This is a genomic window from Microvirga soli, from assembly GCF_016734765.1.
Taxonomy (GTDB): domain Bacteria; phylum Pseudomonadota; class Alphaproteobacteria; order Rhizobiales; family Beijerinckiaceae; genus Microvirga; species Microvirga soli.
This window is the reverse complement of record NZ_JAERQE010000016.1, coordinates 29,278-49,555: the sequence shown is the minus strand read 5'-3', so window position 1 is coordinate 49,555 and position 20,278 is coordinate 29,278. Positions and strand designations below refer to the sequence as shown.

Annotated in this window: 18 protein-coding genes and 1 tRNA gene; 9 read left to right on the top strand and 10 right to left on the bottom strand. The window is 65.1% G+C overall.

Going from position 1 to position 20,278, the window contains the following annotated elements; genetic code table 11:
- Nucleotides 1–5: 5 nt before the first annotated feature.
- The 3 genes from JKL45_RS15145 to JKL45_RS15135 are packed head-to-tail and all read right to left on the bottom strand — an operon-like array spanning nucleotide 6 to nucleotide 3,099.
- A complete protein-coding gene (locus JKL45_RS15145) occupies nucleotides 6–875 on the bottom strand; it encodes an ABC transporter permease (RefSeq protein WP_201862263.1) in 870 nt (289 codons plus the stop codon).
- Complete coding sequence (locus JKL45_RS15140) at nucleotides 872–1,981, bottom strand: ABC transporter ATP-binding protein (RefSeq protein WP_246498559.1); 1,110 nt, start codon at nucleotides 1,979–1,981, stop codon at nucleotides 872–874. The genes JKL45_RS15145 and JKL45_RS15140 overlap by 4 nt, the downstream gene beginning before the upstream one ends.
- Nucleotides 1,982–2,025: 44 nt before the next feature.
- Nucleotides 2,026–3,099 (bottom strand): extracellular solute-binding protein, encoded by a 1,074-nt coding sequence (locus JKL45_RS15135; RefSeq protein WP_201862261.1) that lies wholly within the window; start codon nucleotides 3,097–3,099, stop codon nucleotides 2,026–2,028.
- A gap of 168 nt (nucleotides 3,100–3,267) precedes the next feature.
- On the opposite strand from JKL45_RS15135, the gene pip reads away from it, so the two are divergent.
- On the top strand, nucleotides 3,268–4,212 hold the full coding sequence (gene pip / locus JKL45_RS15130; protein ID WP_201862259.1) for a prolyl aminopeptidase: 945 nt from the start codon (nucleotides 3,268–3,270) through the stop codon (nucleotides 4,210–4,212).
- Nucleotides 4,213–4,259: 47 nt separating this feature from the next.
- On the opposite strand, the gene JKL45_RS15125 is transcribed toward pip, so the two are convergent.
- Complete coding sequence (locus JKL45_RS15125; protein WP_201862257.1) at nucleotides 4,260–5,045, bottom strand: 3-hydroxybutyrate dehydrogenase; 786 nt, start codon at nucleotides 5,043–5,045, stop codon at nucleotides 4,260–4,262.
- A 223-nt stretch (nucleotides 5,046–5,268) separates the two neighbouring features.
- On the opposite strand from JKL45_RS15125, the gene pxpB reads away from it, so the two are divergent.
- Together pxpB and JKL45_RS15115 are read left to right on the top strand one after the other, a co-directional pair.
- On the top strand, nucleotides 5,269–5,988 hold the full coding sequence (gene pxpB / locus JKL45_RS15120) for a 5-oxoprolinase subunit PxpB (RefSeq protein WP_201862256.1): 720 nt from the start codon (nucleotides 5,269–5,271) through the stop codon (nucleotides 5,986–5,988).
- Entirely contained in the window at nucleotides 5,985–7,010 is a 1,026-nt protein-coding gene (locus tag JKL45_RS15115) for a 5-oxoprolinase subunit C family protein (protein WP_201862252.1), read from the top strand. Before pxpB ends, JKL45_RS15115 begins: the two co-directional genes overlap by 4 nt.
- Nucleotides 7,011–7,039: 29 nt before the next feature.
- On the opposite strand, the gene JKL45_RS15110 is transcribed toward JKL45_RS15115, so the two are convergent.
- From JKL45_RS15110 to JKL45_RS15100, 3 genes are all read right to left on the bottom strand, one after another.
- Entirely contained in the window at nucleotides 7,040–9,241 is a 2,202-nt protein-coding gene (locus JKL45_RS15110; protein ID WP_201862249.1) for a malate synthase G, read from the bottom strand.
- 150 nt (nucleotides 9,242–9,391) lie between these two features.
- A tRNA-Ala gene (locus tag JKL45_RS15105) sits at nucleotides 9,392–9,467 on the bottom strand.
- An 82-nt stretch (nucleotides 9,468–9,549) separates the two neighbouring features.
- The gene (locus JKL45_RS15100) at nucleotides 9,550–9,939 is read right to left on the bottom strand and encodes a TIGR02300 family protein (RefSeq protein ID WP_201862247.1); all 390 of its coding nucleotides are present in this window, start codon (nucleotides 9,937–9,939) and stop codon (nucleotides 9,550–9,552) included.
- Between the two features lie 180 nt (nucleotides 9,940–10,119).
- On the opposite strand from JKL45_RS15100, the gene aroA reads away from it, so the two are divergent.
- The 5 genes from aroA (at nucleotide 10,120) to JKL45_RS15075 (ending at nucleotide 13,775) form a co-directional block, all read left to right on the top strand.
- A complete protein-coding gene (gene aroA, locus JKL45_RS15095) occupies nucleotides 10,120–11,469 on the top strand; it encodes a 3-phosphoshikimate 1-carboxyvinyltransferase (protein ID WP_201862245.1) in 1,350 nt (449 codons plus the stop codon).
- 8 nt (nucleotides 11,470–11,477) lie between these two features.
- Nucleotides 11,478–12,104: a (d)CMP kinase gene (cmk, locus tag JKL45_RS15090; RefSeq protein WP_201862243.1), complete on the top strand. Its 627-nt coding sequence runs from the start codon at nucleotides 11,478–11,480 to the stop codon at nucleotides 12,102–12,104.
- A 115-nt stretch (nucleotides 12,105–12,219) separates the two neighbouring features.
- Nucleotides 12,220–13,023: a DUF1194 domain-containing protein gene (locus JKL45_RS15085; protein WP_201862241.1), complete on the top strand. Its 804-nt coding sequence runs from the start codon at nucleotides 12,220–12,222 to the stop codon at nucleotides 13,021–13,023.
- A 12-nt stretch (nucleotides 13,024–13,035) separates the two neighbouring features.
- Complete coding sequence (locus tag JKL45_RS15080; RefSeq protein ID WP_201862239.1) at nucleotides 13,036–13,413, top strand: methylglyoxal synthase; 378 nt, start codon at nucleotides 13,036–13,038, stop codon at nucleotides 13,411–13,413.
- A gap of 62 nt (nucleotides 13,414–13,475) precedes the next feature.
- The gene (locus JKL45_RS15075; RefSeq protein WP_201862238.1) at nucleotides 13,476–13,775 is read left to right on the top strand and encodes a hypothetical protein; all 300 of its coding nucleotides are present in this window, start codon (nucleotides 13,476–13,478) and stop codon (nucleotides 13,773–13,775) included.
- Nucleotides 13,776–13,826: 51 nt separating this feature from the next.
- Here JKL45_RS15075 and hrpB read toward each other — a convergent pair whose 3' ends face one another.
- Nucleotides 13,827–16,292: an ATP-dependent helicase HrpB gene (gene hrpB / locus JKL45_RS15070; RefSeq protein WP_201862237.1), complete on the bottom strand. Its 2,466-nt coding sequence runs from the start codon at nucleotides 16,290–16,292 to the stop codon at nucleotides 13,827–13,829.
- A 38-nt stretch (nucleotides 16,293–16,330) separates the two neighbouring features.
- Nucleotides 16,331–16,942, bottom strand: a complete 612-nt coding sequence (locus JKL45_RS15065) for an HAD family hydrolase (RefSeq protein WP_201862236.1) — start codon at nucleotides 16,940–16,942, stop codon at nucleotides 16,331–16,333.
- A 193-nt stretch (nucleotides 16,943–17,135) separates the two neighbouring features.
- Between JKL45_RS15065 and JKL45_RS15060 the strand changes: the two genes are divergently transcribed.
- Complete coding sequence (locus tag JKL45_RS15060) at nucleotides 17,136–17,879, top strand: sulfite exporter TauE/SafE family protein (protein ID WP_201862235.1); 744 nt, start codon at nucleotides 17,136–17,138, stop codon at nucleotides 17,877–17,879.
- Between the two features lies 1 nt (nucleotide 17,880).
- Here JKL45_RS15060 and JKL45_RS15055 read toward each other — a convergent pair whose 3' ends face one another.
- Nucleotides 17,881–20,172 (bottom strand): NADP-dependent malic enzyme, encoded by a 2,292-nt coding sequence (locus tag JKL45_RS15055; RefSeq protein ID WP_201862233.1) that lies wholly within the window; start codon nucleotides 20,170–20,172, stop codon nucleotides 17,881–17,883.
- Nucleotides 20,173–20,278: the final 106 nt, after the last annotated feature.

The following is a 20,278-nucleotide window of genomic DNA, read 5'->3' as shown; positions in this document are numbered from 1 at the left end:
GATGCCTAAGCCTGCTTCAGAGTGGTGCCGAGGCTCTGGCCGGTGAGGCGCAGGCCTAGCCACACGATGGCCGAGGAGAGCAGCAGGAGCAGCATGCCGAAGGCCGCGCCCTGGGGCCAGTTGAAGCGCGTGATGAACTGCGCGTAGATCTGCTCCGTGAACCACAACCCGTTCTTGCCACCAAGTAGCACCGGCGTGGCGAAGTTGCCCACGGTGAGCATGAACACGATGATGCAGCCCGCCACGATGCCGGGCATGGCATGGGGAATGACGATGCGGCGCAGTACGGTCCAGCGGCTCCCGCCGAGATCGTAGCCGGCCTCGACGACGGCGGGTTCCAGGCTCTCCAGCGCGTTAGCGAGCGGAACGATCATGAACAGCAATCCGCCATAGACGAGGCCGAGGATCACCGCGCCGTCGTTGTAGAGGAGCTCGACCGGCTGGCTCGAGAGGCCAATGGAACGCAGCACATAGGAGACCACGCCGGTCTCGCGCAGTAGGATCATCCAGCCGAGCGTGCGCACCAGCTCCGACACCCAGAACGGCAAGAGGCACAGCAGGAGAAGCATCGCCTTGAGGCGGCCTTGCGCCACGCGAGCGATGTAGAGCGCGATGGGAAAGGCGAGCACCAGCGTGAGCGCCGTCACGAGGATCGACATGAAGGCTGTGCGCGCGAAGGTGCGCCAGTAGAGCGGCTCGGTGAAGAATTCGAGGTAATTGCCGACACCGAAGGCATAGACCCGCGGCGCCACGCGCTCGCTGAAGGAGAGGACGAGGATCTCCACATGCGGCAGCACGATGAGCAGCCCGAGCCACAGGATGGCAGGCGCGAGCAGCAGGAAGAGCGTGAGGCGCTGCGCAGGCTTCGCGATCATGTGGCGAAGACCTTCATGGCATCGGCCGTCCAGCCCACGTGAACGGGCGCGCCGACCTGGATGCCGGCGAGCGGACCAACTTGCGGCAGCACAGCTCGCACCGGCTGCTCAAAGCCGGTCGTGTCGATGAGCAGGCTCGAAGCGGCCCCGTCGAACAGAACGGCCGAAACGCGGCCCTCGAAGCGGTTGGGGAGATTGCCCAACGATGAAGGATCCTGCGCGAGGGCCACAGCTTCAGGGCGCACGAAGGCAAGCGCCGCCTTCGCGGCTGCACTCCCCTGCCCCTGCACGATAGTGCCCGATGGAAGACGCACGGCAATGGCACCATTGGAGGCCGGCGCCGCCTCGCCCTGCAGGCGGTTCGTCTCGCCGACGAAGCTCGCGACGAAAGGCGTTGCCGGGTTGTGATAAAGCTCGCGCGGACTTCCTACCTGCTCAAACCGGCCCTGGTTCATCACCGCGATGCGATCGGACATGACGAGCGCTTCGGACTGATCGTGCGTGATGTAGGCGAAGGTGGTGTTGAACGTACCCTGCAACTGCTTGAGCTCGATCTTCATGTGCTCGCGCAGTTTCAGGTCAAGCGCGCCGAGCGGCTCGTCGAGGAGCACCAGCGTGGGCTCCAGCACCAAGCAGCGGGCAATCGCCACGCGCTGCCGCTGGCCGCCCGACAGCGCCGTCACGCGGCGCTCGCCGAAACCCTTGAGGCCCACACGCTCCAGCATGCGGCCTGCCCGCTCCTCGGCCTCCGCGCGCGAGACGCCGCGGCAGGTGAGCCCATAGGCCACGTTCTCGCCCACGCTCATCATGGGAAAGAGCGCGAGGCTCTGGAACACCATGTTGACCGGGCGCCGGTTGGCGGGAACGCCGATCATCGATTTCCCACGGATGCGGATGTCGCCGGAGGTCGGATGCTCGAACCCGGCGATCATGCGCATCAGGGTGGTCTTGCCGCAACCGGAGGGGCCGAGGATCGAGAAGAACTCGCCGGGAGCGACGCTGAAACTCACGTCATCGACGGCGGCATGCGCGCCGAAGCGCTTGGTGACGTTGACGATGTCGAGATCGGTGGAAGAGGCCATGACGCTGCCGATACAAAGTGTCATCCCCCAGCTTACGCCGGGGGATGATGGGACAAACGATGGAAGAGTTACGAACCGGCCTTCAGGCGGTCGAGAACCTTGCCTTCGATCTCCTCGAGGCCTGCCGGCACGGCTGGATACCACCGGATGTTGTCGATGGCGGCCTTCGGGAAGCTCTCGGCGAACTGATCCTTCAGCTTGCCTTCCATGAGCTTGTCGGCGCCGTTCGAGGCCGTGAAGTTGCCGGCGGCGGCAGCAACCTTTGCGGCGATCTCCGGGCGCATGTTGAAGTTGATCCACTTATAGGCAGCATCGTCGTTGCGGCCCTTGGCGGGGATTGCGAAGGTGTCGACCCAGCCGAGCGCTCCGGACTTCGGTGCAATGAACTTCATATCCGGGTTGTCGGCGTTGAGCTTCCATCCGCCCGTATCCCAGGCCATGGCGGCGACGATCTCGCCGGAGCGCAGTGCATTGAGGAGTTGATCGTTGCCCTCCCAGAAGAACTTCACGTTCTTTTTGCACTCGGCAAGCTTGGCGCCGACCTTGTCCATCAAGGCGGCATAGGCCTTTGCATCGCCGTACGCTGCGAAGGGATCCATGCCGTTGGCGAAGGCAAACGCAATCAGGGCCGGGCGCTTAGCGCGGAAGCTGGTCTTGCCGGCGAGAGACGGATCGCAGAGATCGTTGTAGTCGGCGACCTTGGGGGCGGCCTTGGTGTTCACCACGAGTCCGTCCGTGCCCCAGATATGGGGAACGCCGTAGACCTTGCCGTCCACGGTGGTGTTCTTTTTGGTGGCCTCGAGCATGGAGGCGATGAACTGGTCGGATTTCAGCTTGGAGACGTCGAGCGGCTTGTAGATGCCGAACTCCGCCTGCGGGCCGGCGATGCGGTCCTGGCTCGGCTGGGCGAGATCGAAGCCCGCCCCTTGGGTGGCGCGCAGCTTGGAGATCATCTCCTCGTTGTTCGAGGTCGTCACCTCGACTTCGATGCCTGTCTCCTTCGTGAACTGCGCCACGATATCGGCCGGCGCATAGCCCGACCAGGTCAGGAGCCGCAGTTTCTCGGCGGCCTCTGCCGATCCGACGACCATGAGAGCGGCCAGAGCGGTTGCCAGCTTCAGGCTGGTGCGTTTCGTCAACATCCTCGTCCTCCAGTGTGGTTGGGCTTTGCCCTTGTTCCCCAGTTGCAAAACTATATGACAGTTGCACGACGCGCTAGGGGTTTGAAGCCGGCTTAGGAATTCAAGGCCATGCTGACAGGGGCCGCTCTCCCGGCTATGGATGGGCTCTCTCTGCAGGAGCCTCTAGCCATGCGCAGTTTCTACCCCGAAATAGAACCCTATGAGACCGGCATGCTCGATGTGGGCGATGGTCATCGTGTCTATTGGGAATTGTGTGGGAATCCGAAAGGAAAACCCGTGGTTTTCCTTCATGGCGGCCCTGGTGGCGGCTGCACGCCGACGCAGCGCAGGCTGTTCGATCCTAAAAAATACCGCATCCTGCTCTTCGATCAGCGCGGCTGCGGGCGGTCCACTCCCTATGCCAGCCTGGAGGCCAACACCACTTGGCACCTCGTGGCCGATATCGAGCGCTTGCGCGAAATGATCGGTGTGGACAAGTGGATGGTCTTCGGCGGCTCCTGGGGCTCGACGCTTGCGCTCGCCTATGCCGAGACCCACCCGGAGCGCGTGACCGAACTCGTGCTGCGCGGGATCTTCACGCTGCGCCGCTCGGAGCTGCTCTGGTATTACCAGGAGGGAGCCTCGTGGCTCTTCCCCGACAAGTGGGAAGGCTTTCTCGCGCCGATTCCCGAAGAAGAGCGCGGCGATCTCATGGCGGCCTACCGCAAGCGCCTGATCGATCCAGATCCGGCCGTTCAGGCCAAGGCCGCACGCGCCTGGAGCCTGTGGGAAGGCGAGACGATCACACTTCTGCACAATCAGGAATACAGCGACCAGTTCGGCGACGAGCATTATGCCATCGCCTTCGCGCGAATCGAGAACCACTACTTCGTCAACGAGGGCTGGTTCGAGGAGGGGCAACTCATCCGCAACGCCCATCGGCTGAAGGGCATTCCGGGCGTGATCATCCAGGGCCGCTACGACATCGCCACGCCGCCGAAGACGGCGTGGGATTTGCACAAGGCTTGGCCTGAGGCACAGTTCATCATGGTGCCGGATGCCGGCCACGCGGTGAGCGAGCCGGGAATCACGCATCACCTCATCGAGGCGACGGATGCGTTTGCGAACCACTAAGCGTCATCCCGGATCGCCTGCGGCGTCCGGGATGACGAGCGTGCATTCTACTTCGCCGTCCAGCCGCCATCCATCGACAGGTTGGCGCCCGACATCTGGCTCGCTGCATCCGAGCACAGGAACACGGCAAGCCCCGCCACCTGATCGACGGTGACGAACTGCTTGGTGGGCTGCGCTTCCAGAAGCACGTCGTTGATCACCTGCTCCTTGGTCATGTTACGCGCCTTCATGGTGTCGGGAATCTGCCGCTCGACAAGCGGTGTCCAGACATAGCCGGGGCTGATGCAGTTCACGGTGATCCCGTGCGTCGCCACTTCCAGCGCCACCGTCTTGGTGAGGCCAGCGATGCCGTGCTTTGCCGCCACATAGGCCGACTTGAAGGGCGAGGCCACGAGGGAATGGGCCGAGGCCGTGTTGATGATGCGGCCCCATCCGCGTGCCTTCATGCCGGGCACCGCAGCGCGGATGGCGTGGAAGGCCGACGTGAGATTGATCGCGATGATCTGGTCCCATTTCTCGACCGGAAAATCCTCGATGGGCGAGACGAACTGGATGCCCGCATTGTTGACGAGAATATCGACGCTGCCGAAGGTACGCTCGCCGAGACGGACCATCTCCTCGATCTCGTCGCTTTTCAGCATGTTGGCCGGCGAATAGACCGCCTTCACGCCGAATTCGCTCTCGATCCCGGCGCGGGTCTTCTCGATCTCGACCTCGTCTCCCAGACCGTTGAGGACGACATTGGCGCCCTCCTTGGCGAACGCGCGGGCAATGGCCAGGCCGATACCACTGGTCGAACCGGTGACGACGGCTGCTTTCGATGTCAAGGTCATGGTCTTCTCCGCATGGGCCTGGGCTCCAGGCATCAGATGGCAGGTGGCATAACACGAAGGGCACGGTGGGGGTGAGCCTAGCAAAAAGGAGCATGGGGAACAGCAGCTATGCGCAAACCTGCCCATGTGTTGGGCGCATGTCCCTTTCACCTTCCCTACCGTTGTGTGGCAGCCGCCGATATGAGATGGATCGGAAGCCTTTGGACAACGCGATGGGGGCGTGGTGCCGACACCAAAGATTCTTCCCTGCGGCGATAGCGCCCTGACAGTCGAGTTCGGGAGCACGATCGATCCTGCCCTCAACGCCATGGTTCTGGCCCTCGATGAGATCGTCCGCACCCGTGCTCCAGCCGGGCTGATCGAGACGGTGCCGACCTATCGCTCGCTCAATATCCAGTTCGATCCGGCGGCGACCGACTACGATGCTCTTGTGAGGCTCCTCGACGAGGCGACGACGGATCTCGCGCCCCGCCACGCAGTGGGCCGGCGCTGGCGCGTGCCGGTGGTCTATGGCGGCGAATACGGGAGCGACCTGGAGGAAGTGGCGGAGATCCACGGCCTCACGCCCACCCAGGTGATCGATATCCACTCGTCTTCGGTCTACCGCATCTACATGATCGGCTTCCTGCCGGGCTTCACCTATCTCGGAGGCCTCGACAAGCGGATCGCCACATCGCGCAGGCTTCATCCGCGGGCCAAGATCCCTGCCGGCACCATCATGATCGGCGGCGAGCAGGCCGGCATCGCCCCCATGGACATGCCGAGCGGCTGGCACAATCTCGGCCTAACGCCCGTGCGGCCCTACGCACCGGAGCGCGATCCGGTGTTCCTGTTCGCGGCCGGTGATGAGATCATTTTCGAGCCCGTCGACGCCTTGCGCTGGGAGGCCATGGAGAAGGCCGTTCAGGCAGGCGAGCCGGTGGCCGAGGAGGTTTGCCCATGATCGACCTCGTGGTGAAATCCTGCGGCCCCATGACGGCCCTGCAGGATCGCGGCCGCTTCGGCTATCAGGGCTTCGGCGTCTCGCCCTCGGGCGCTATGGACCGTCGTGCCCTGGCGATGGCCAATGCCCTCGTGGGCAATCCGCACGACATGGGTGCAATCGAGTTCGTCAATCTCGGCGGCTCCTTCAACGGCGAAGGCGGCGACCTTCACCTTGCCGTCGCCGGCGCGGGCGTATCCGCCAGCATCGATGGCACCCCCATCCCGCCCCTGACATCCTTCGTTCTGAAGGAGGGCCAGAGCCTGGAGGTGGGGCACCCGCGCACCGGCACCTTCGCGTATCTGGCCGTAGCCGGCGGCGTTGCGGTCGAGCTGCAGCTGGGAAGCGTCTCGTTTCATCTGCGCTCCCGCCTCGGTGGCCTGAAAGGGGCGCCACTCCAGGCAGGAAACCGCCTGCTGTGCCGGCCGGAGAATCAGACGGGCGAGCCGATGCAGCTGAGCGTCGACATCCTTGAGGGGACCGGCCCCTTACGCGTCATGATGGGGCCGCAGGACGATTACTTCACGCCGGAAAGCATTTCTTTGCTTCTGGAAAGTGAATTCACCATCAGCCCCCAGGCCGACCGGATGGGCTTCCAGCTCACCGGCCCTAAGCTTGAGCATGCCAAGGGCTTCAACATCGTGTCGGACGGGATCGTCGACGGCCATATCCAGGTGCCAGGCAGCGGCCAGCCCATCGTGCTGATGCGCGACCGCCAGACAGCAGGCGGCTATCCGAAGATCGCCACGGTGATCAGCGCTGATCTCGCCCGCCTCGCGCAGATGCGCCCAGGCGCGAAGCTGCGCTTCAAGGCTGTGGGGCGGGACGAGGCCGTAGCGGCGGCGCGGCAGCTGAAGGACTGGATCGCGTCACTGCCTGGGCATCTCACTCCTGTGCGCTACAGCCTGACAACAGAACATCTCCTGAGCCGCAACCTCATCGGCGGCACGGTCGATGCGCTCTCTCCCGCAGGCCACGACTGAAAAGGGCGCCGCAACGGCGCCCTTCCCTTCTACTGTGTTCTGACGCCGCTCTCGTCGATGCGGTCCGGCGCGCCGGACGCCTTTGCCTCGCGACGGCGTTCGTGCAGCACGTATTCGGTATAGCCGTTGGGCTGCTCCGCCCCCTTGAACACCAGATCGCAGGCAGCGCGGAAGGCGGGGCCGTCGAAGTTCGGCGCCATCGGCCGATAGAGCGGATCGCCGGCATTCTGCCGGTCCACCACTTCCGCCATGCGGCGCAGGGTCTGCATCACCTGATCCTCGCTGACGATGCCGTGGCGCAGCCAGTTGGCAAGGTGCTGGCTCGAGATGCGCAAGGTGGCACGATCTTCCATGAGACCAACGTCATGGATGTCCGGCACCTTCGAGCAGCCGACGCCCTGGTCGATCCAGCGCACCACATAGCCGAGAATGCCCTGGCAGTTGTTGTCGAGTTCCTGCTGCACCGCATCGGGTGCCCAGTTCGACTGCGACACCGGGATGGTCAGGATGTCGGAGAGCTTGGCGCGCGGGCGCTTCTTGAGTTCTTCCTGTCGGGCCGGCACGCTCACCTGGTGATAATGCAGCGCATGCAGCGTCGCGGCGGTGGGCGACGGTACCCAGGCGGTGGTGGCCCCGGCCTGCGGGTGGCCGATCTTCTGGGAGAGCATGTCGGCCATCTTGTCGGGCGCGGCCCACATGCCCTTGCCGATCTGCGCCTTGCCGGGCAGGCCACAGAGCATACCCACATCCACGTTGTTGTCTTCGTAGGCCTTGATCCAAGGCATCGACTTCATGTCGTTCTTGCGGATCATCGGGCCTGCTTCCATCGAGGTGTGGATCTCGTCGCCCGTGCGGTCGAGGAAGCCGGTGTTGATGAACACGATGCGCTCGGCCGCCGCATGGATGCAGGCCTTGAGGTTGACGGTGGTGCGCCGCTCCTCATCCATGATGCCCATCTTGAGGGTGTTGCGAGGAAGATCCAGCATGCTCTCGACGGCGGCGAAGAGTTCGTTGGCAAAGGCCACCTCGTCCGGCCCGTGCATCTTGGGCTTCACGATATAGACCGAGCCCGCGCGGCTGTTGCGCAGGGAGCCCGCACCTTTCACATCATGGATGGCGAGGAGCGACGTAATGGCCGCATCGAGGATGGTCTCAGGGATCTCCTCGCCGTTCTCGTCGAGCACCGCATCGGTGAACATGTGGTGGCCCACGTTGCGCACCAGCATCAGGCTGCGCCCATGCAGGCGAAGTTCCCCGCCGTTCACGCTCGTATAGACCCGGTCCGGATTGAGACGGCGCTCGATCGTGCGTCCGCCCTTCTCGAAGCTCTCGACGAGGTCCCCCTTCATCAGCCCGAGCCAAGTGCGATAGACCTCGACCTTGTCGTCGGCATCCACTGCCGCCACCGAGTCCTCCAGGTCCATGATGGTGGAAACGGCCGATTCCATCACTACGTCGGCGACACCGGCCGGGTCCTCGGCCCCGATGGCATGGGAGCGGTCGATGCGGATGTCGAGATGCAGGTTGTTGTGGCGCAGCAGCACCGATGAGGGGCTTGCCGCCTCACTCTGGTAGCCGACGAACTGGGCCGGATCGGCAAGGCCCGTCTCGGTGCCGTCGCGAAGGGTGACGATGAGGGCCGTGCCCTGGATCGTGTAGGAGGCTGCATCCCGGTGGCTGCCGCCGGCGAGCGGTGCCGCCTGGTCGAGCACCTCACGGGCGCGGGCCACGACCTTGGCGCCGCGGGCCTTGTTGTAGGTCCCTGAGCGGGTGGCCCCCTCGTCCTCCGGGATCGCATCAGTGCCGTAGAGAGCGTCATAGAGGCTGCCCCAGCGGGCATTGGCGGCATTCAGCGCATAACGGGCGTTCGACACCGGCACTACGAGCTGAGGCCCGGCGATGCGGGCGATCTCGTCGTCCACGTTCTGCGTCCGAACCGCGAAGTCCTCGGGCTCCGGCAGCAGATAGCCGATGTCGCGCAGGAACCGTTCGTAGGCAGCCTGATCGAAGGGCTGGCCCTTTCGGGCGCGGTGATACTCGTCGATCTGCCCCTGGAGCTTGTCGCGAATGGCGAGCAGCTCGCGGTCGCGCGGGGCGAACTCCTTTACGAGACCGGCCAGCCCCTTCCAGAAGGCATCGGCGGATACGCCGGTATAGGCCAACGCCTCCCGCTCGATGAAATCGTGAAGAACCGGGGCGACCTGGAGGCCGTTCGTCTGGATGCGCGTCATCGTTCCGCTTTCGGTGGATGTGAAGATCCTGGCCTTAGATTAAGGCGTGGCGACTAAAAATGAAGATGAGCGCCGTTTCCATGAGACGAAGGGCTGATGGTACGGCCGGTCAACAAAAAAGCCGCCCGAAGGCGGCTCTTTGGAAAGATTTGGTGGAGCCAGGCGGGATCGAACCGCCGACCTCTTGCATGCCATGCAAGCGCTCTCCCAGCTGAGCTATGGCCCCATCCGAGCCGCGGTGCATGGGGGCATCGCGGCGAACTCTTTTGAAATCGGAGGCGTCTCTATAGTCGCCTCCGATCTGAGGTTCAAGCCTCTTCGTCGTCTTCCAGATCGCTGTCGATCAGGTCGGACACATCGTCGTCGCCCTCTTCCTCGTCCTCGAGGAAGGTGTCGTCATCGGCAGCGTCGTCGGCCACCTCGATGTCGTCATCGACCGGGATGTCCTTCTCGTTCTCGTCAGCTTCGACCTCGTCGAGGGAGACCATCTCCGGACCGGCCGCCTCGAGCTCGGTCTCGTCGTCATCGGCCACGGCGGCGGCACGGGCCGCCACGGGAGCGGCCACGCGGGTCGTCATGGCGGTTGCCTGGAACACGGTGCCGCATTTCGGGCAGACGGCCGGGTCCTTGCTGAGATCGTAGAATTTCGCGCCGCAGCTCATGCACTGGCGCTTCAAGCCGAGTTCCGGTTTGGCCACGGGTGATTGCCTTGGATAAGTGTGAATGGTTGGGAAGGCTCCGTTAGTCGGCAGGGGATGGCTTGTCAAATGGGAAATTGCAGAGGCCAGGGCCGAGCTTGACCCAGCTTGCGCGTGACGGCGGGAAAACCCCGTGTTAGGAGCCCGCCCTGACGAGAAGGCTCTGAGGAACTCACCACAATGTCGCACGCGCACGGAACGCCCTCCCCGGTCGCCAGCAGGTCCGGAGCGCCCCTGAAAGGGCGCATCCGCGTTCCCGGCGACAAGTCGATCTCCCACCGCTCCATGATCTTCGGGCTTCTCTCCATCGGCGAAACCCGGGTCGAAGGCCTGCTGGAGGGCGACGATGTGCTGCGCACGGCCGAGGCCTGTCGGGCGCTCGGCGCCACCATCACCCGTGAGGGACCCGGCCGCTGGCGGATCGTCGGCGTCGGCATCGGCGGGCTGACCGAGCCCAAGGATGTGCTCGATTTCGGCAATGCGGGCACCGGCTCGCGCCTCATGATGGGCGTTGCCGGCAGCCACCCGATCACCTCGACCTTCGACGGCGACGCCTCCTTGAGGAAGCGCCCCATGCGCCGGATCCTCGACCCGCTCGCCCAGATGGGCGTGACCGTGGTGAGCGAGGCCGAAGGCGGGCGCTTGCCCCTGACCCTGCGCGGCCCCCGCGAGACGCTGCCCATCACCTACGAGACGCCCGCCGCCTCGGCCCAGATCAAGTCGGCGATCCTGCTCGCCGGCCTCAACTCGCCGGGTAAGACCACAGTGATCGAGCGCGAAGCCACCCGTGACCACACGGAGCGGATGCTAGGCCATTTCGGGGCGAGCGTGGAGGTTACCCCCCATGGCACCGACGGCCGCGCCATCACTCTGCAGGGCCAGCCGGAGCTTCGCGGCACCGATATCGTCGTGCCGACCGATCCCTCCTCGGCTGCCTTCCCCCTGGTGGCGGCTCTGATCACCCCCGGCTCGGACGTGGTGATCGAGGGCGTGATGATGAACCCGCTCCGCACCGGCCTCATCACGACCCTGATCGAGATGGGCGCTGCCATCGAGCGCCTGAACGAGCGCAACGAGGGCGGCGAGACGGTGGCTGATCTTCGCGTCCAGCACAGCAGGCTCACCGGTGTGACCGTTCCCCATGCGCGGGCACCGGCGATGATCGACGAATACCCGATCCTGGCGGTGGCAGCTTCCTTCGCCGAAGGCACGACCCGGATGCAGGGGCTGCATGAGCTGCGGGTCAAGGAATCCGACCGCTTGGCGGCCGTGGCGGCGGGCCTCGCTGAGGCGGGCGTCACGTATGAGATTGAGGGAGATGACCTGATCGTCCATGGTTCCGGCGGCAAGGTCCGGGGCGGCGGCAAGCCGGTGGCAACCCATCTCGACCACCGTATCGCCATGGCGTTCCTGGTCATGGGCCTGGCGACGAGCGAGCCGATGACCGTGGATGACGGCGCCATGATCGTGACCAGTTTCCCGTCCTTCATCCCGCTCATGCGGGAGCTCGGCGCCACGATCCAGGATTGAGCCCACCCATGATCATCGCCATCGACGGCCCTGCGGCTTCCGGCAAGGGCACCCTGGGCAAGCGTCTCGCCGAGCATTACGGCTTCGCCCATCTGGATACTGGCCTGCTCTACCGGGCCGTCGCCCGTGTGCTCATGGACAGGGACGTTCCCCTCGCCGACCAGGATGCGGCCACCGAGGTGGCGCAGAACCTCGACGTCTCGCACCTGGAGGACGATTCCCGCCTCAGAGGCGCTGCGATGGGCGAGGCTGCCTCGGTGGTCTCCGCCTATCAGCCGGTGCGCGACGCGCTTCTGGCCTTCCAGCGCCAGTTCAGCATGCAGAAGCCGGGCGCCGTGCTCGACGGGCGGGACATCGGCACCGTGGTTTGCCCGGACGCGGACGTGAAGCTCTTCATCACCGCGGCTCCCGAGGAACGGGCGCGGCGGCGCCATCTCGAACTCCTGCGACGCGGCGAGCAGGCCGAGTACGAGAACATCCTTGAGGACATCCGCCGCCGGGACGAGCGGGACATGAACCGCAGCACGGCCCCGCTCAAAGCCGCCGCCGACGCCGTGGCCCTCGACACGACGCACCTTGACCCCGACGCAGCGTTCCAGGCCGCTCTCACGATCATCGAGGCCAAGGATTCTTAAGCTGCATTCTTAAGCTGCATTCTTAAGCTCCCCTCTGGTCCAGGAGCAGCCTTGCCTTACTTCCAGAAGCTGGCACAGTTTTCCGACCAATCCGGCTCCCGCACAGGAGAATCCGATGGTTCGTTCCGGCTTCACCCGCCTTGCTGCAGGCCTGGCCTGTCTCTGGGCGCTCCTCGGCGCGCCGGCCCAGGCCCAGACTGAGAGCGAAGTCGACCTCGCTCTCGTGGTCGCGGTGGACATCTCCTTCTCCATGGACACGGACGAGCAGGCCCTGCAGCGGGAAGGCTTCGCCCAGGCCTTCCGGTCCAAGCTCGTTCACGACGCGATTCGCGGCGGCATGCTGGGCCGGATCGCCGTGACCTACATGGAATGGGCGGGCTCCCCGGATCAGAAGGTGATCGTCCCCTGGACGGTGCTCGACAATTCCGAGAGCCTGATGGCCTTCGCCGACAAGATCGCCTCCACGCCCCTGCGGCGGGCGCAGCGGACCTCGATCTCTAGCGCCATCGATTTCAGCGTAAAGCTACTGGAGGAGAGCGGTCTGAACGCCACCCGGCAGGTCATCGACGTATCCGGTGACGGCCCCAACAACCAGGGCCGGATGGTGCTGGAAGCCCGCGACGCGGCGCTCGCCAAGGGCATCACCATCAACGGGCTGCCGATCATGCTGCGCCAGCCGGGCTACCTCGACATCCCGGACCTCGACGTCTATTACAAGGATTGCGTGATCGGCGGCCAGGGTTCGTTCACCGTTCCGGTGCGGGAGCGTGACCAGTTCATCGAAGCGATCAAGACCAAGATATTGCTCGAGGTTGCCAACCTGATGCCCGGACAGCCCCTGATCAGCCGCATCCAGTCCCCTCAGCGCACCAACTGCATGGCCGGCGAGATGCAGTGGCGTGACCGCTGGAGCAATTGAGCTGTCTCTCCCATGAAGCAATTGACGCTGGCGCTCGTGGCCCACGACGCCAAGAAGGACGACATGGCCGCATTCGTGGCCCTGTACGAGAACGATCTTCGCCCCTTCTCCCTCTTCTCCACCGGCACCACCGGAGCGCGCGTGATGGAGCGTTGCCCTTCGCTCTCGGTCACGCGGCTGAAGAGCGGCCCGCTCGGCGGCGACCAGCAGATTGGCGCGATGATCGCGGAGGGCAGGATCGACGCCCTGTTCTTCTTCGTCGATCCGCTCTCGCCGCATCCGCACGACGTGGACGTGAAGGCGCTGATGCGGCTTGCCCTGGTGTACGACATCCCGATGGCCCTGAACCGCGCGACGGCGGGACGGCTGATCGAGTCGTTCCGGAGTTAGGGCCTGTTTGCCTTCGTGTATCGCGTCGGTGGGTTATGTCTTGATCAATTGGAAGCGATGAGATGGCCCGACTTTCAGCAGAAGAGCGCAAGCGACAGTCGCAAGCCCGCCGGGAAGCAAACGAGAAAGACCGCCGCGAGTATTGGGAAATCCTGATCGCGGGAACGCGGGACGGGCACGAGAAGACGCGACTGCTCTTCGACCAGCGGCAGGAGAACCTCTATCGACGTCTCGAGGAGCTCGAACTCAATTTAAGGGACGAGATCCGCGAACATGGACGGGTAACGCGCCTCTGGCTTGCTCTGCTCAGCGCGTCGGTCGTGATCCTGATCCTCGTCGCTCTTGGGCTCTGGGTGGGTTAAGCCCAGCGTTCGGATTTTACCAGACGGCCCTAACGACGGCAGCATCAAGAATCACGTGCCCCGCGGCTTCGCGCGTCTTGTGGGCGGCGCGGTCAGTGGATCCTCAGGCCAGGGATGCTTCGGGTATTGCCCGCGCATATCCGCCCGCACAGCCGCCCAGGAGCCGCGCCAAAATCCCGGCAGGTCGCGGGTGATCTGGATGGGGCGCTGCGCCGGCGAGAGCAGGTGCAGGATGAGCGGCACGCGCCCGGCCGCGATGGTGGGGTGCTTGTCGAGGCCGAAGAGTTCCTGCACCCGCACAGCGAGGACGGGCCCCTCTTCGGCGCCGTAATCGATCGGAATCTGCGATCCGGTCGGCACCTCGATATGGGTTGGCGCCTCGGCATCGAGGCGACGCTGCAGGTTCCACGGCAGCAGCCCGCGCAGGGCTTCGCTCAACAGGTCGGCGCCGATCTCGCCGAGGCCGCTCCGGCCAACCAGATGCGGGGCCAGCCACACGTCCGCCGTGCCCGTCAGCGCCTCATCGGACAGATCCGGCCATTCCTCGCCCTCGGCCTGGCGCAGAAACACCACGCGCTCGCGCCACTGCGCCAAGGCCTTCGACCAGGGCAGCGCATCGAGCCCCAATGAGACGAGACCTTCGGCCAGCGCCCGCGCGGCCTCTTCTGTCTGCGGAACCTTCAGGGGACGCTCGTTGAGCAACAGCGCACCCAGGCGTCGGACGCCCCGCGCCCGCAGGGCCCGCGCCTGCCGGTCGAAGGTGACTTCGTCGCGCTGCTCGATTGTATTGCCGAACAGCGCCTCGATCTCCTCCAGGGAAATGGCCGCCGCTGCGAGGATCCGTGCGGAGGCCGCACCACCGGCGATTTCGGCAACAGCCAGATAAGGCTCCTTGGCCAGCCGCTCATGCGCCTCGAGCGAGGCGCCACGCCCATTGGCCATGAGATATTCGCCCGGCTTGCCACGGGCCTTGGCGATGCGGTCGGGATAGGCCAGCGTCAGCAGCGCGCCGATGGAGTGCGGCTCACCTTTCGATGCACCTTTACTGCCCTTTGCCCAGCCCTCCGCCATACGCCGCATGTCCTCGGCGCGCTTGGAGCGGTCGCGGCGAAAGCGCTCGACCCGGTCAGCGAGATCAGCCGCATCGCCCCCGAGGCCGCGCTCGACGAGCACGGCGGCCACACCGGCGGCATCACGGGCCTGCCCGGTCTCGCCCGCGAGCAGCACCATGCGGGCTAGCCGCGGCGGCAGGGGCAGGTCGCGCAGGCGGCGCCCGACATCCGTGATGCGCCCCTCGCCATCGAGGGCGCCGAGCTGCTGCAGCAGCGTTCTCGCCTCCTTCAGGGCCGGTGCGGGCGGCGGATCGAGGAAGGAGAGCGCCATGGGATCGGCGACACCCCAGGCCGCGCAATCGAGCAGCAGAGGGGCGAGGTCGGCGGATAGGATCTCCGGCCGGCCGAAAGGCTCCAGCGCTCCGGTCGCGGCCTCCTCCCACAGCCGGTAGCAGACGCCAGGCTCGGTACGTCCTGCGCGGCCCCGCCGCTGATCGGCGGCGGCACGGGAGACGCGTACGGTTTCCAACCGCGTGAGGCCGATATTCGGCTCGTAGACCGGCACGCGGGCCAACCCTGAATCGACGACGACCCTCACACCCTCGATGGTGAGCGAGGTTTCGGCGATGGAGGTGGCAAGCACCACCTTGCGGCGTCCGGGCTTGGCGGGGCTCACCGCCAGATCCTGCTCGCCCCGCTCCAGCGCCCCATAGAGCGGCGCGATGTCGACGGCGGGATCGGTGATGCGCTCGCGTAGTACCGTCTCGACCCGGCGGATTTCTCCCTGGCCCGGCAGGAAGACCAGGATGGAGCCACTCTCAGCGCGAAGTGCGCGGGTGACCGCGTCCGCTACCTGCTCCTCGATGCGGCGGTTGGGGTCGCGCCCGAGATAGCGGGTCTCCACCGGATAGGCCCGGCCTTCGGATTCGACCACCGGCGCGTCGCTCAACAGCCTCGCCACCCGAGCGCCATCGAGCGTCGCGGACATTACGACGAGGCGAAGATCCTCGCGCAGCCCGCCTTGCGCATCGAGCGCCAGGGCAAGGCCGAGATCCGCATCGAGGGAGCGTTCATGGAACTCGTCGAACAGAACGGCCGCAATGCCTTCCAGCGCCGGATCGTCGAGGATCATGCGGGCGAAGACGCCCTCGGTCACCACCTCGATCCGCGTCCTGCGGCTCACCTTGGAGCCGAGGCGAACGCGCAGGCCCACAGTCTCGCCCACCGCCTCGCCAAGCGTCTGCGCCATGCGAGCCGCCGCCGCGCGGGCCGCAAGACGGCGCGGCTCCAGGACGATGATCTTTCCGCCGTTTACCCACGCCTCGTCGAGCAGCACCAGCGGCACGCGAGTGGTCTTGCCGGCGCCGGGCGGCGCGACGAGCACCGCATTCGGCCGCCCGCGCAGACTCGCCGTCAGGTCGCCGAGAACGGCATCGATGGGAAGGGAGGTGTCGAAAGCGCGCATGCCGCCTGATGGCTCATGCGGAGCGAGAGGGCAAGCGGTTAGACCGGAAAGCCATACCCCCGCAGCTCTGCCGCCAGATCGATTCCCTCCACGCAGTGGATCGCATGCATGCCGACATCGCGCGCCGCCGCTACATTGGGCTGGGAGTCGTCGATGAACACGCAATCCTCGGCTTTGAGCCCATAGCGGTCGAGCAGTAGATGGTAGATGGCGGGATCGGGCTTCAGCAGGCGCTCGTCGCCGGACACGATGATGCCGTCGAAGCCCGCGAGGAAGGGGAAACGCTCCTGCGCCAGGATGAACTTGGGGCCGGAGAAGTTGGTGATGCAGTAGTTCGGCACACCCGCCTCACGCAGGCGGAGCAGCAGGGCCACATGCTCCTCGAACACGCCGGAGACGGTCTCGTGCCAACGCTCATGAAAAGCGCGGATATGCGGCTCGTGCTTGGGATGATCCTTGACGAGAAGGGCCACCGCCTCGTCCCAGTCGCGGCCCCGGTCCTGCTCCACGTTCCAGTCATGGGTGCAGACGTTCTCCAAGAACCACTCCATCTCCGCCTCATCGTCGAAGAGGGTGCGGTAGAGGTTGCGCGGATCCCAGCGCAGCAGCACATTGCCGATATCGAACACGATTGTGGTGGGATGCCCCATGGTCAGGTTACTTTCCTTCAGTTCTCTTCGGGTGTGTTTAGCCTTGCAGAGACGGCGGCGCCACTCTCAAGATCGGCAGGGTGCTTGAAGGAAATGAGCAGCTAGAGAGCTTTCAGCCTGAACCGTCCCGAAAGTATTTCGAATCGGGAAGGCGGCAATTACAGGCTTTGTCGAATGTATCATTGAGGGTTTGATGGCCGAGGATGTGTCGCTCCTGCAATACGGGCTCATTGCCTTGTGCGCCCTGATCACGGGAACGATCGGCGGCATTGCGGGCTATGGCACCGGCCTTCTCATGCCTCTGGTGCTCGTGCCGATCGTCGGGGCAGAACCGGTCGTCCCGATCATCGGCCTGTCGGCCCTGTTCACCAATGCCAGCCGTGTCCTGGCCTTTCGTCAGGATCTCGACACCCGCCGCGCGCTCCTGATCGGCGGCATGGCCCTGCCGACCTGCATGCTCGGGGCCTATGGCTATACGTTCCTGACCGGCCGCGGCGCCGCCATCACCATCGGGACCTTCCTGATCCTGATGGTTCCGGCAAGGCTTTATCTGAAACGACGGCAGATGCAGCTGTCGGGCGGCAGCCTGGCAGCCGCGGGAGCAGGGTATGGATTGCTCGTCGGCGGCACGGCAGGCTCAGGCGTGATCCTGCTGTCGATCCTCATGGCATCGGGCCTGAGCGGGCGAGCGGTCATTGCGACGGATGCCGCAATTTCCTTAGGCTTGGGCGTCGTGAAGTCCGGCATCTTTCAGGCGTTCGGCGCCCTGCCCCCGTCATCGTGGATCATGGCCGTGATCATCGGTGTTTCGGCAACGCCGGGAGCCTTCATCGCCAAGAGGCTCACGCAGGCTCTGCCAATCCACATTCACAATGCCATTCTGGACGCCGCCATCATCTGTGGCGGCGTCATTCTTGTCGTTCAGGGGCTGCGCTGATTCAGCCACCGATATTGTAGGCGGCCAACGCCGCCATGTTGACGATGTCGTTGTCGGTGGCGCCCAGCGAGACGATCTGCACCGGCTTGTCGAGACCCACGACGAGCGGTCCCAGAACCATTGCGCCGCCGAGTTCCTGCAGCATCTTGGTGGAGATCGATGCCGAGTGGAAGGCCGGCATGATGAGCACGTTCGCCGTGTCGGTGAGGCGGCTGAATGGATACTGCGCCATGACGTCCCGGTTGAGCGCCACATCGGCAGCCATCTCGCCGTCATACTCGAAATCGACCCGCATGCCGTCGAGGATCTTCACGGCTTCCTGGATCTTCTCGGCCCGCTCCGCCTTCGGATGGCCGAAGGTCGAGAAGGACAGGAGCGCCACGCGGGGCTCGTAGCCGAGGCGGCGCGCCACGCCGGCGGATTCGATGGCGATCTCGGCGAGTTCCTGAGCGTTCGGCATCTCGTGAATGGCCGTGTCCGCCACCAGCACCGTGCGCCCCCGCGCGAGGCAGAGCGAGACGCCGATGACCCGGTGACCGGGCTTCGCATCGACCACGTGCCGCACGTCGGCAAGGGCCGTGGAGTAGTTGCGCGTCGCGCCTGTCACCATGGCATCAGCATCGCCCAACGCCACCATGGAGGCGGCGAAGTGGTTGCGGTCCTGGTTGATCATGCGCTGGCAGTCGCGGAACAGGTAGCCCTTGCGCTGCAGGCGTTCATAGAGAAACTGCGCATAGGTCGCGTTGCGGTTCGACAGGCGCGCGTTGTGGATCTCAATGCCTTCGCGGCCTTCGAGGTCGATGCCGGCCTGCACCGCCGTCTCATGGATGCGGTCCTCGCGTCCGACCAGGATGGCCTTGCCCAGCCCCTGGTTGACGAAGGACAGAGCCGCGCGGATCACCTGCTCCTCCTCGCCCTCGGCGAAGACCACGCGTTTGGGGAACCTGCGCACGCGCTCGAAGATGCGGTTGAGCGTTCCCGCCACCGGATCGCGCCGGGCGGAGAGCTGCGCCTTGTAGGAGCGCATGTCGACGATGGGACGGCGCGCCACCTCCGTGTCCATGGCGGCCTTCGCCACGGCCATCGGGATCGTGTGGATCAGGCGCGGATCGAACGGCACCGGGATGATGTAGTCGCGGCCGAAACGGGGGCGCGCACCCTGATAGGCGGCCGCCACCTCGTCCGGCACGTCCTCGCGGGCGAGTTCCGCCAGTGCGTGGGCGGCAGCGATCTTCATCTCCATGTTGATCGTGGTCGCCTGCACGTCGAGAGCGCCGCGGAAGATGTAGGGGAACCCGAGCACGTTGTTGACTTGGTTCGGGTAGTCGGAGCGGCCGGTCGCAATGATCACGTCGTCGCGAATGCGCGCCACCTCTTCCGGGGTGATCTCCGGGTCAGGATTGGCCATGGCAAAGATGATCGGGTTCGGCGCCATGGAGCGGATCATGTCGTCGCTGAACGCGCCCTTCGCCGACAGGCCGAACACCGCATCCGCGCCCTTGAGCGCGTCCGCTAGCGTGCGCGCATCGGTTTCGGCCGCGTGCGCCGATTTCCACTGGTTCATGCCCTCGGTGCGGCCCTTGTAGATCACGCCCTTGGTGTCGCAGAGGATGACGTTGTTGGGCGCAAAGCCCATGGCTTTCAGAAGCTCGGTGCAGGCGATGCCGGCCGCACCCGCGCCGTTCACAACGAGCCGGGTCTTTGCCATGTCGCGGTCAGTGAGATGCAGGGCGTTGATGAGCCCTGCGGCCGCGATGATCGCCGTGCCGTGCTGGTCGTCATGGAACACTGGAATGTCCATGAGCTCCCGCAGGCGCTCCTCGATGATGAAGCATTCCGGCGCCTTGATGTCCTCCAGATTGATGCCGCCGAAGGAGGGGCCGAGATAGCGCACGCAGTTGATGAAGTTGTCCGCATCTTCCGTGTCGACCTCGAGGTCGATGGAGTCCACATCCGCGAAGCGCTTGAAGAGCACCGACTTGCCCTCCATCACCGGCTTCGAGGCGAGCGCCCCGAGATTGCCGAGGCCGAGGATCGCGGTGCCGTTCGAGATCACCGCCACCATGTTGGCCCGGGTGGTGTAGTCGAAAGCGAGCGATGGGTTCTCGGCAATGGCCAGCACCGGCACCGCGACGCCCGGCGAATAGGCGAGCGACAGGTCGCGCTGGGTCGCCATGGGCTTGGTGGGGACGACCTCGAGCTTGCCGGGGCGTCCCTGGGCGTGGAATTGCAGCGCCTCCTGGTCCGTGAAGGTCGGGCGTTTGCGGCGGGTCGGGCGCTGATCGTCGGTCATGAGGGTCCGATTCTTGTGAGCAGGGCGTTTCCTAAGGGGGATGCGACCTTAAGACATAGGATGCGCTTTCCTCAAGACTTGTCCACATGCGCCCTTCGGACCCCAT

Bases quoted from the DNA above. Each gene is read 5' to 3' on its own strand.
- JKL45_RS15145 (WP_201862263.1), bottom strand. From the start codon at position 875: ATGATCGCGAAGCCTGCGCAGCGCCTCACGCTCTTCCTGCTGCTCGCG.
- JKL45_RS15140 (WP_246498559.1), bottom strand. From the start codon at position 1,981: ATGACACTTTGTATCGGCAGCGTCATGGCCTCTTCCACCGATCTCGAC.
- JKL45_RS15135 (WP_201862261.1), bottom strand. From the start codon at position 3,099: ATGTTGACGAAACGCACCAGCCTGAAGCTGGCAACCGCTCTGGCCGCT.
- pip (WP_201862259.1), top strand. From the start codon at position 3,268: ATGCGCAGTTTCTACCCCGAAATAGAACCCTATGAGACCGGCATGCTC.
- JKL45_RS15125 (WP_201862257.1), bottom strand. From the start codon at position 5,045: ATGACCTTGACATCGAAAGCAGCCGTCGTCACCGGTTCGACCAGTGGT.
- JKL45_RS15115 (WP_201862252.1), top strand. From the start codon at position 5,985: ATGATCGACCTCGTGGTGAAATCCTGCGGCCCCATGACGGCCCTGCAG.
- JKL45_RS15110 (WP_201862249.1), bottom strand. From the start codon at position 9,241: ATGACGCGCATCCAGACGAACGGCCTCCAGGTCGCCCCGGTTCTTCAC.
- aroA (WP_201862245.1), top strand. From the start codon at position 10,120: ATGTCGCACGCGCACGGAACGCCCTCCCCGGTCGCCAGCAGGTCCGGA.
- cmk (WP_201862243.1), top strand. From the start codon at position 11,478: ATGATCATCGCCATCGACGGCCCTGCGGCTTCCGGCAAGGGCACCCTG.
- JKL45_RS15085 (WP_201862241.1), top strand. From the start codon at position 12,220: ATGGTTCGTTCCGGCTTCACCCGCCTTGCTGCAGGCCTGGCCTGTCTC.
- JKL45_RS15080 (WP_201862239.1), top strand. From the start codon at position 13,036: ATGAAGCAATTGACGCTGGCGCTCGTGGCCCACGACGCCAAGAAGGAC.
- JKL45_RS15075 (WP_201862238.1), top strand. From the start codon at position 13,476: ATGGCCCGACTTTCAGCAGAAGAGCGCAAGCGACAGTCGCAAGCCCGC.
- hrpB (WP_201862237.1), bottom strand. From the start codon at position 16,292: ATGCGCGCTTTCGACACCTCCCTTCCCATCGATGCCGTTCTCGGCGAC.
- JKL45_RS15065 (WP_201862236.1), bottom strand. From the start codon at position 16,942: ATGGGGCATCCCACCACAATCGTGTTCGATATCGGCAATGTGCTGCTG.
- JKL45_RS15060 (WP_201862235.1), top strand. From the start codon at position 17,136: ATGGCCGAGGATGTGTCGCTCCTGCAATACGGGCTCATTGCCTTGTGC.
- JKL45_RS15055 (WP_201862233.1), bottom strand. From the start codon at position 20,172: ATGACCGACGATCAGCGCCCGACCCGCCGCAAACGCCCGACCTTCACG.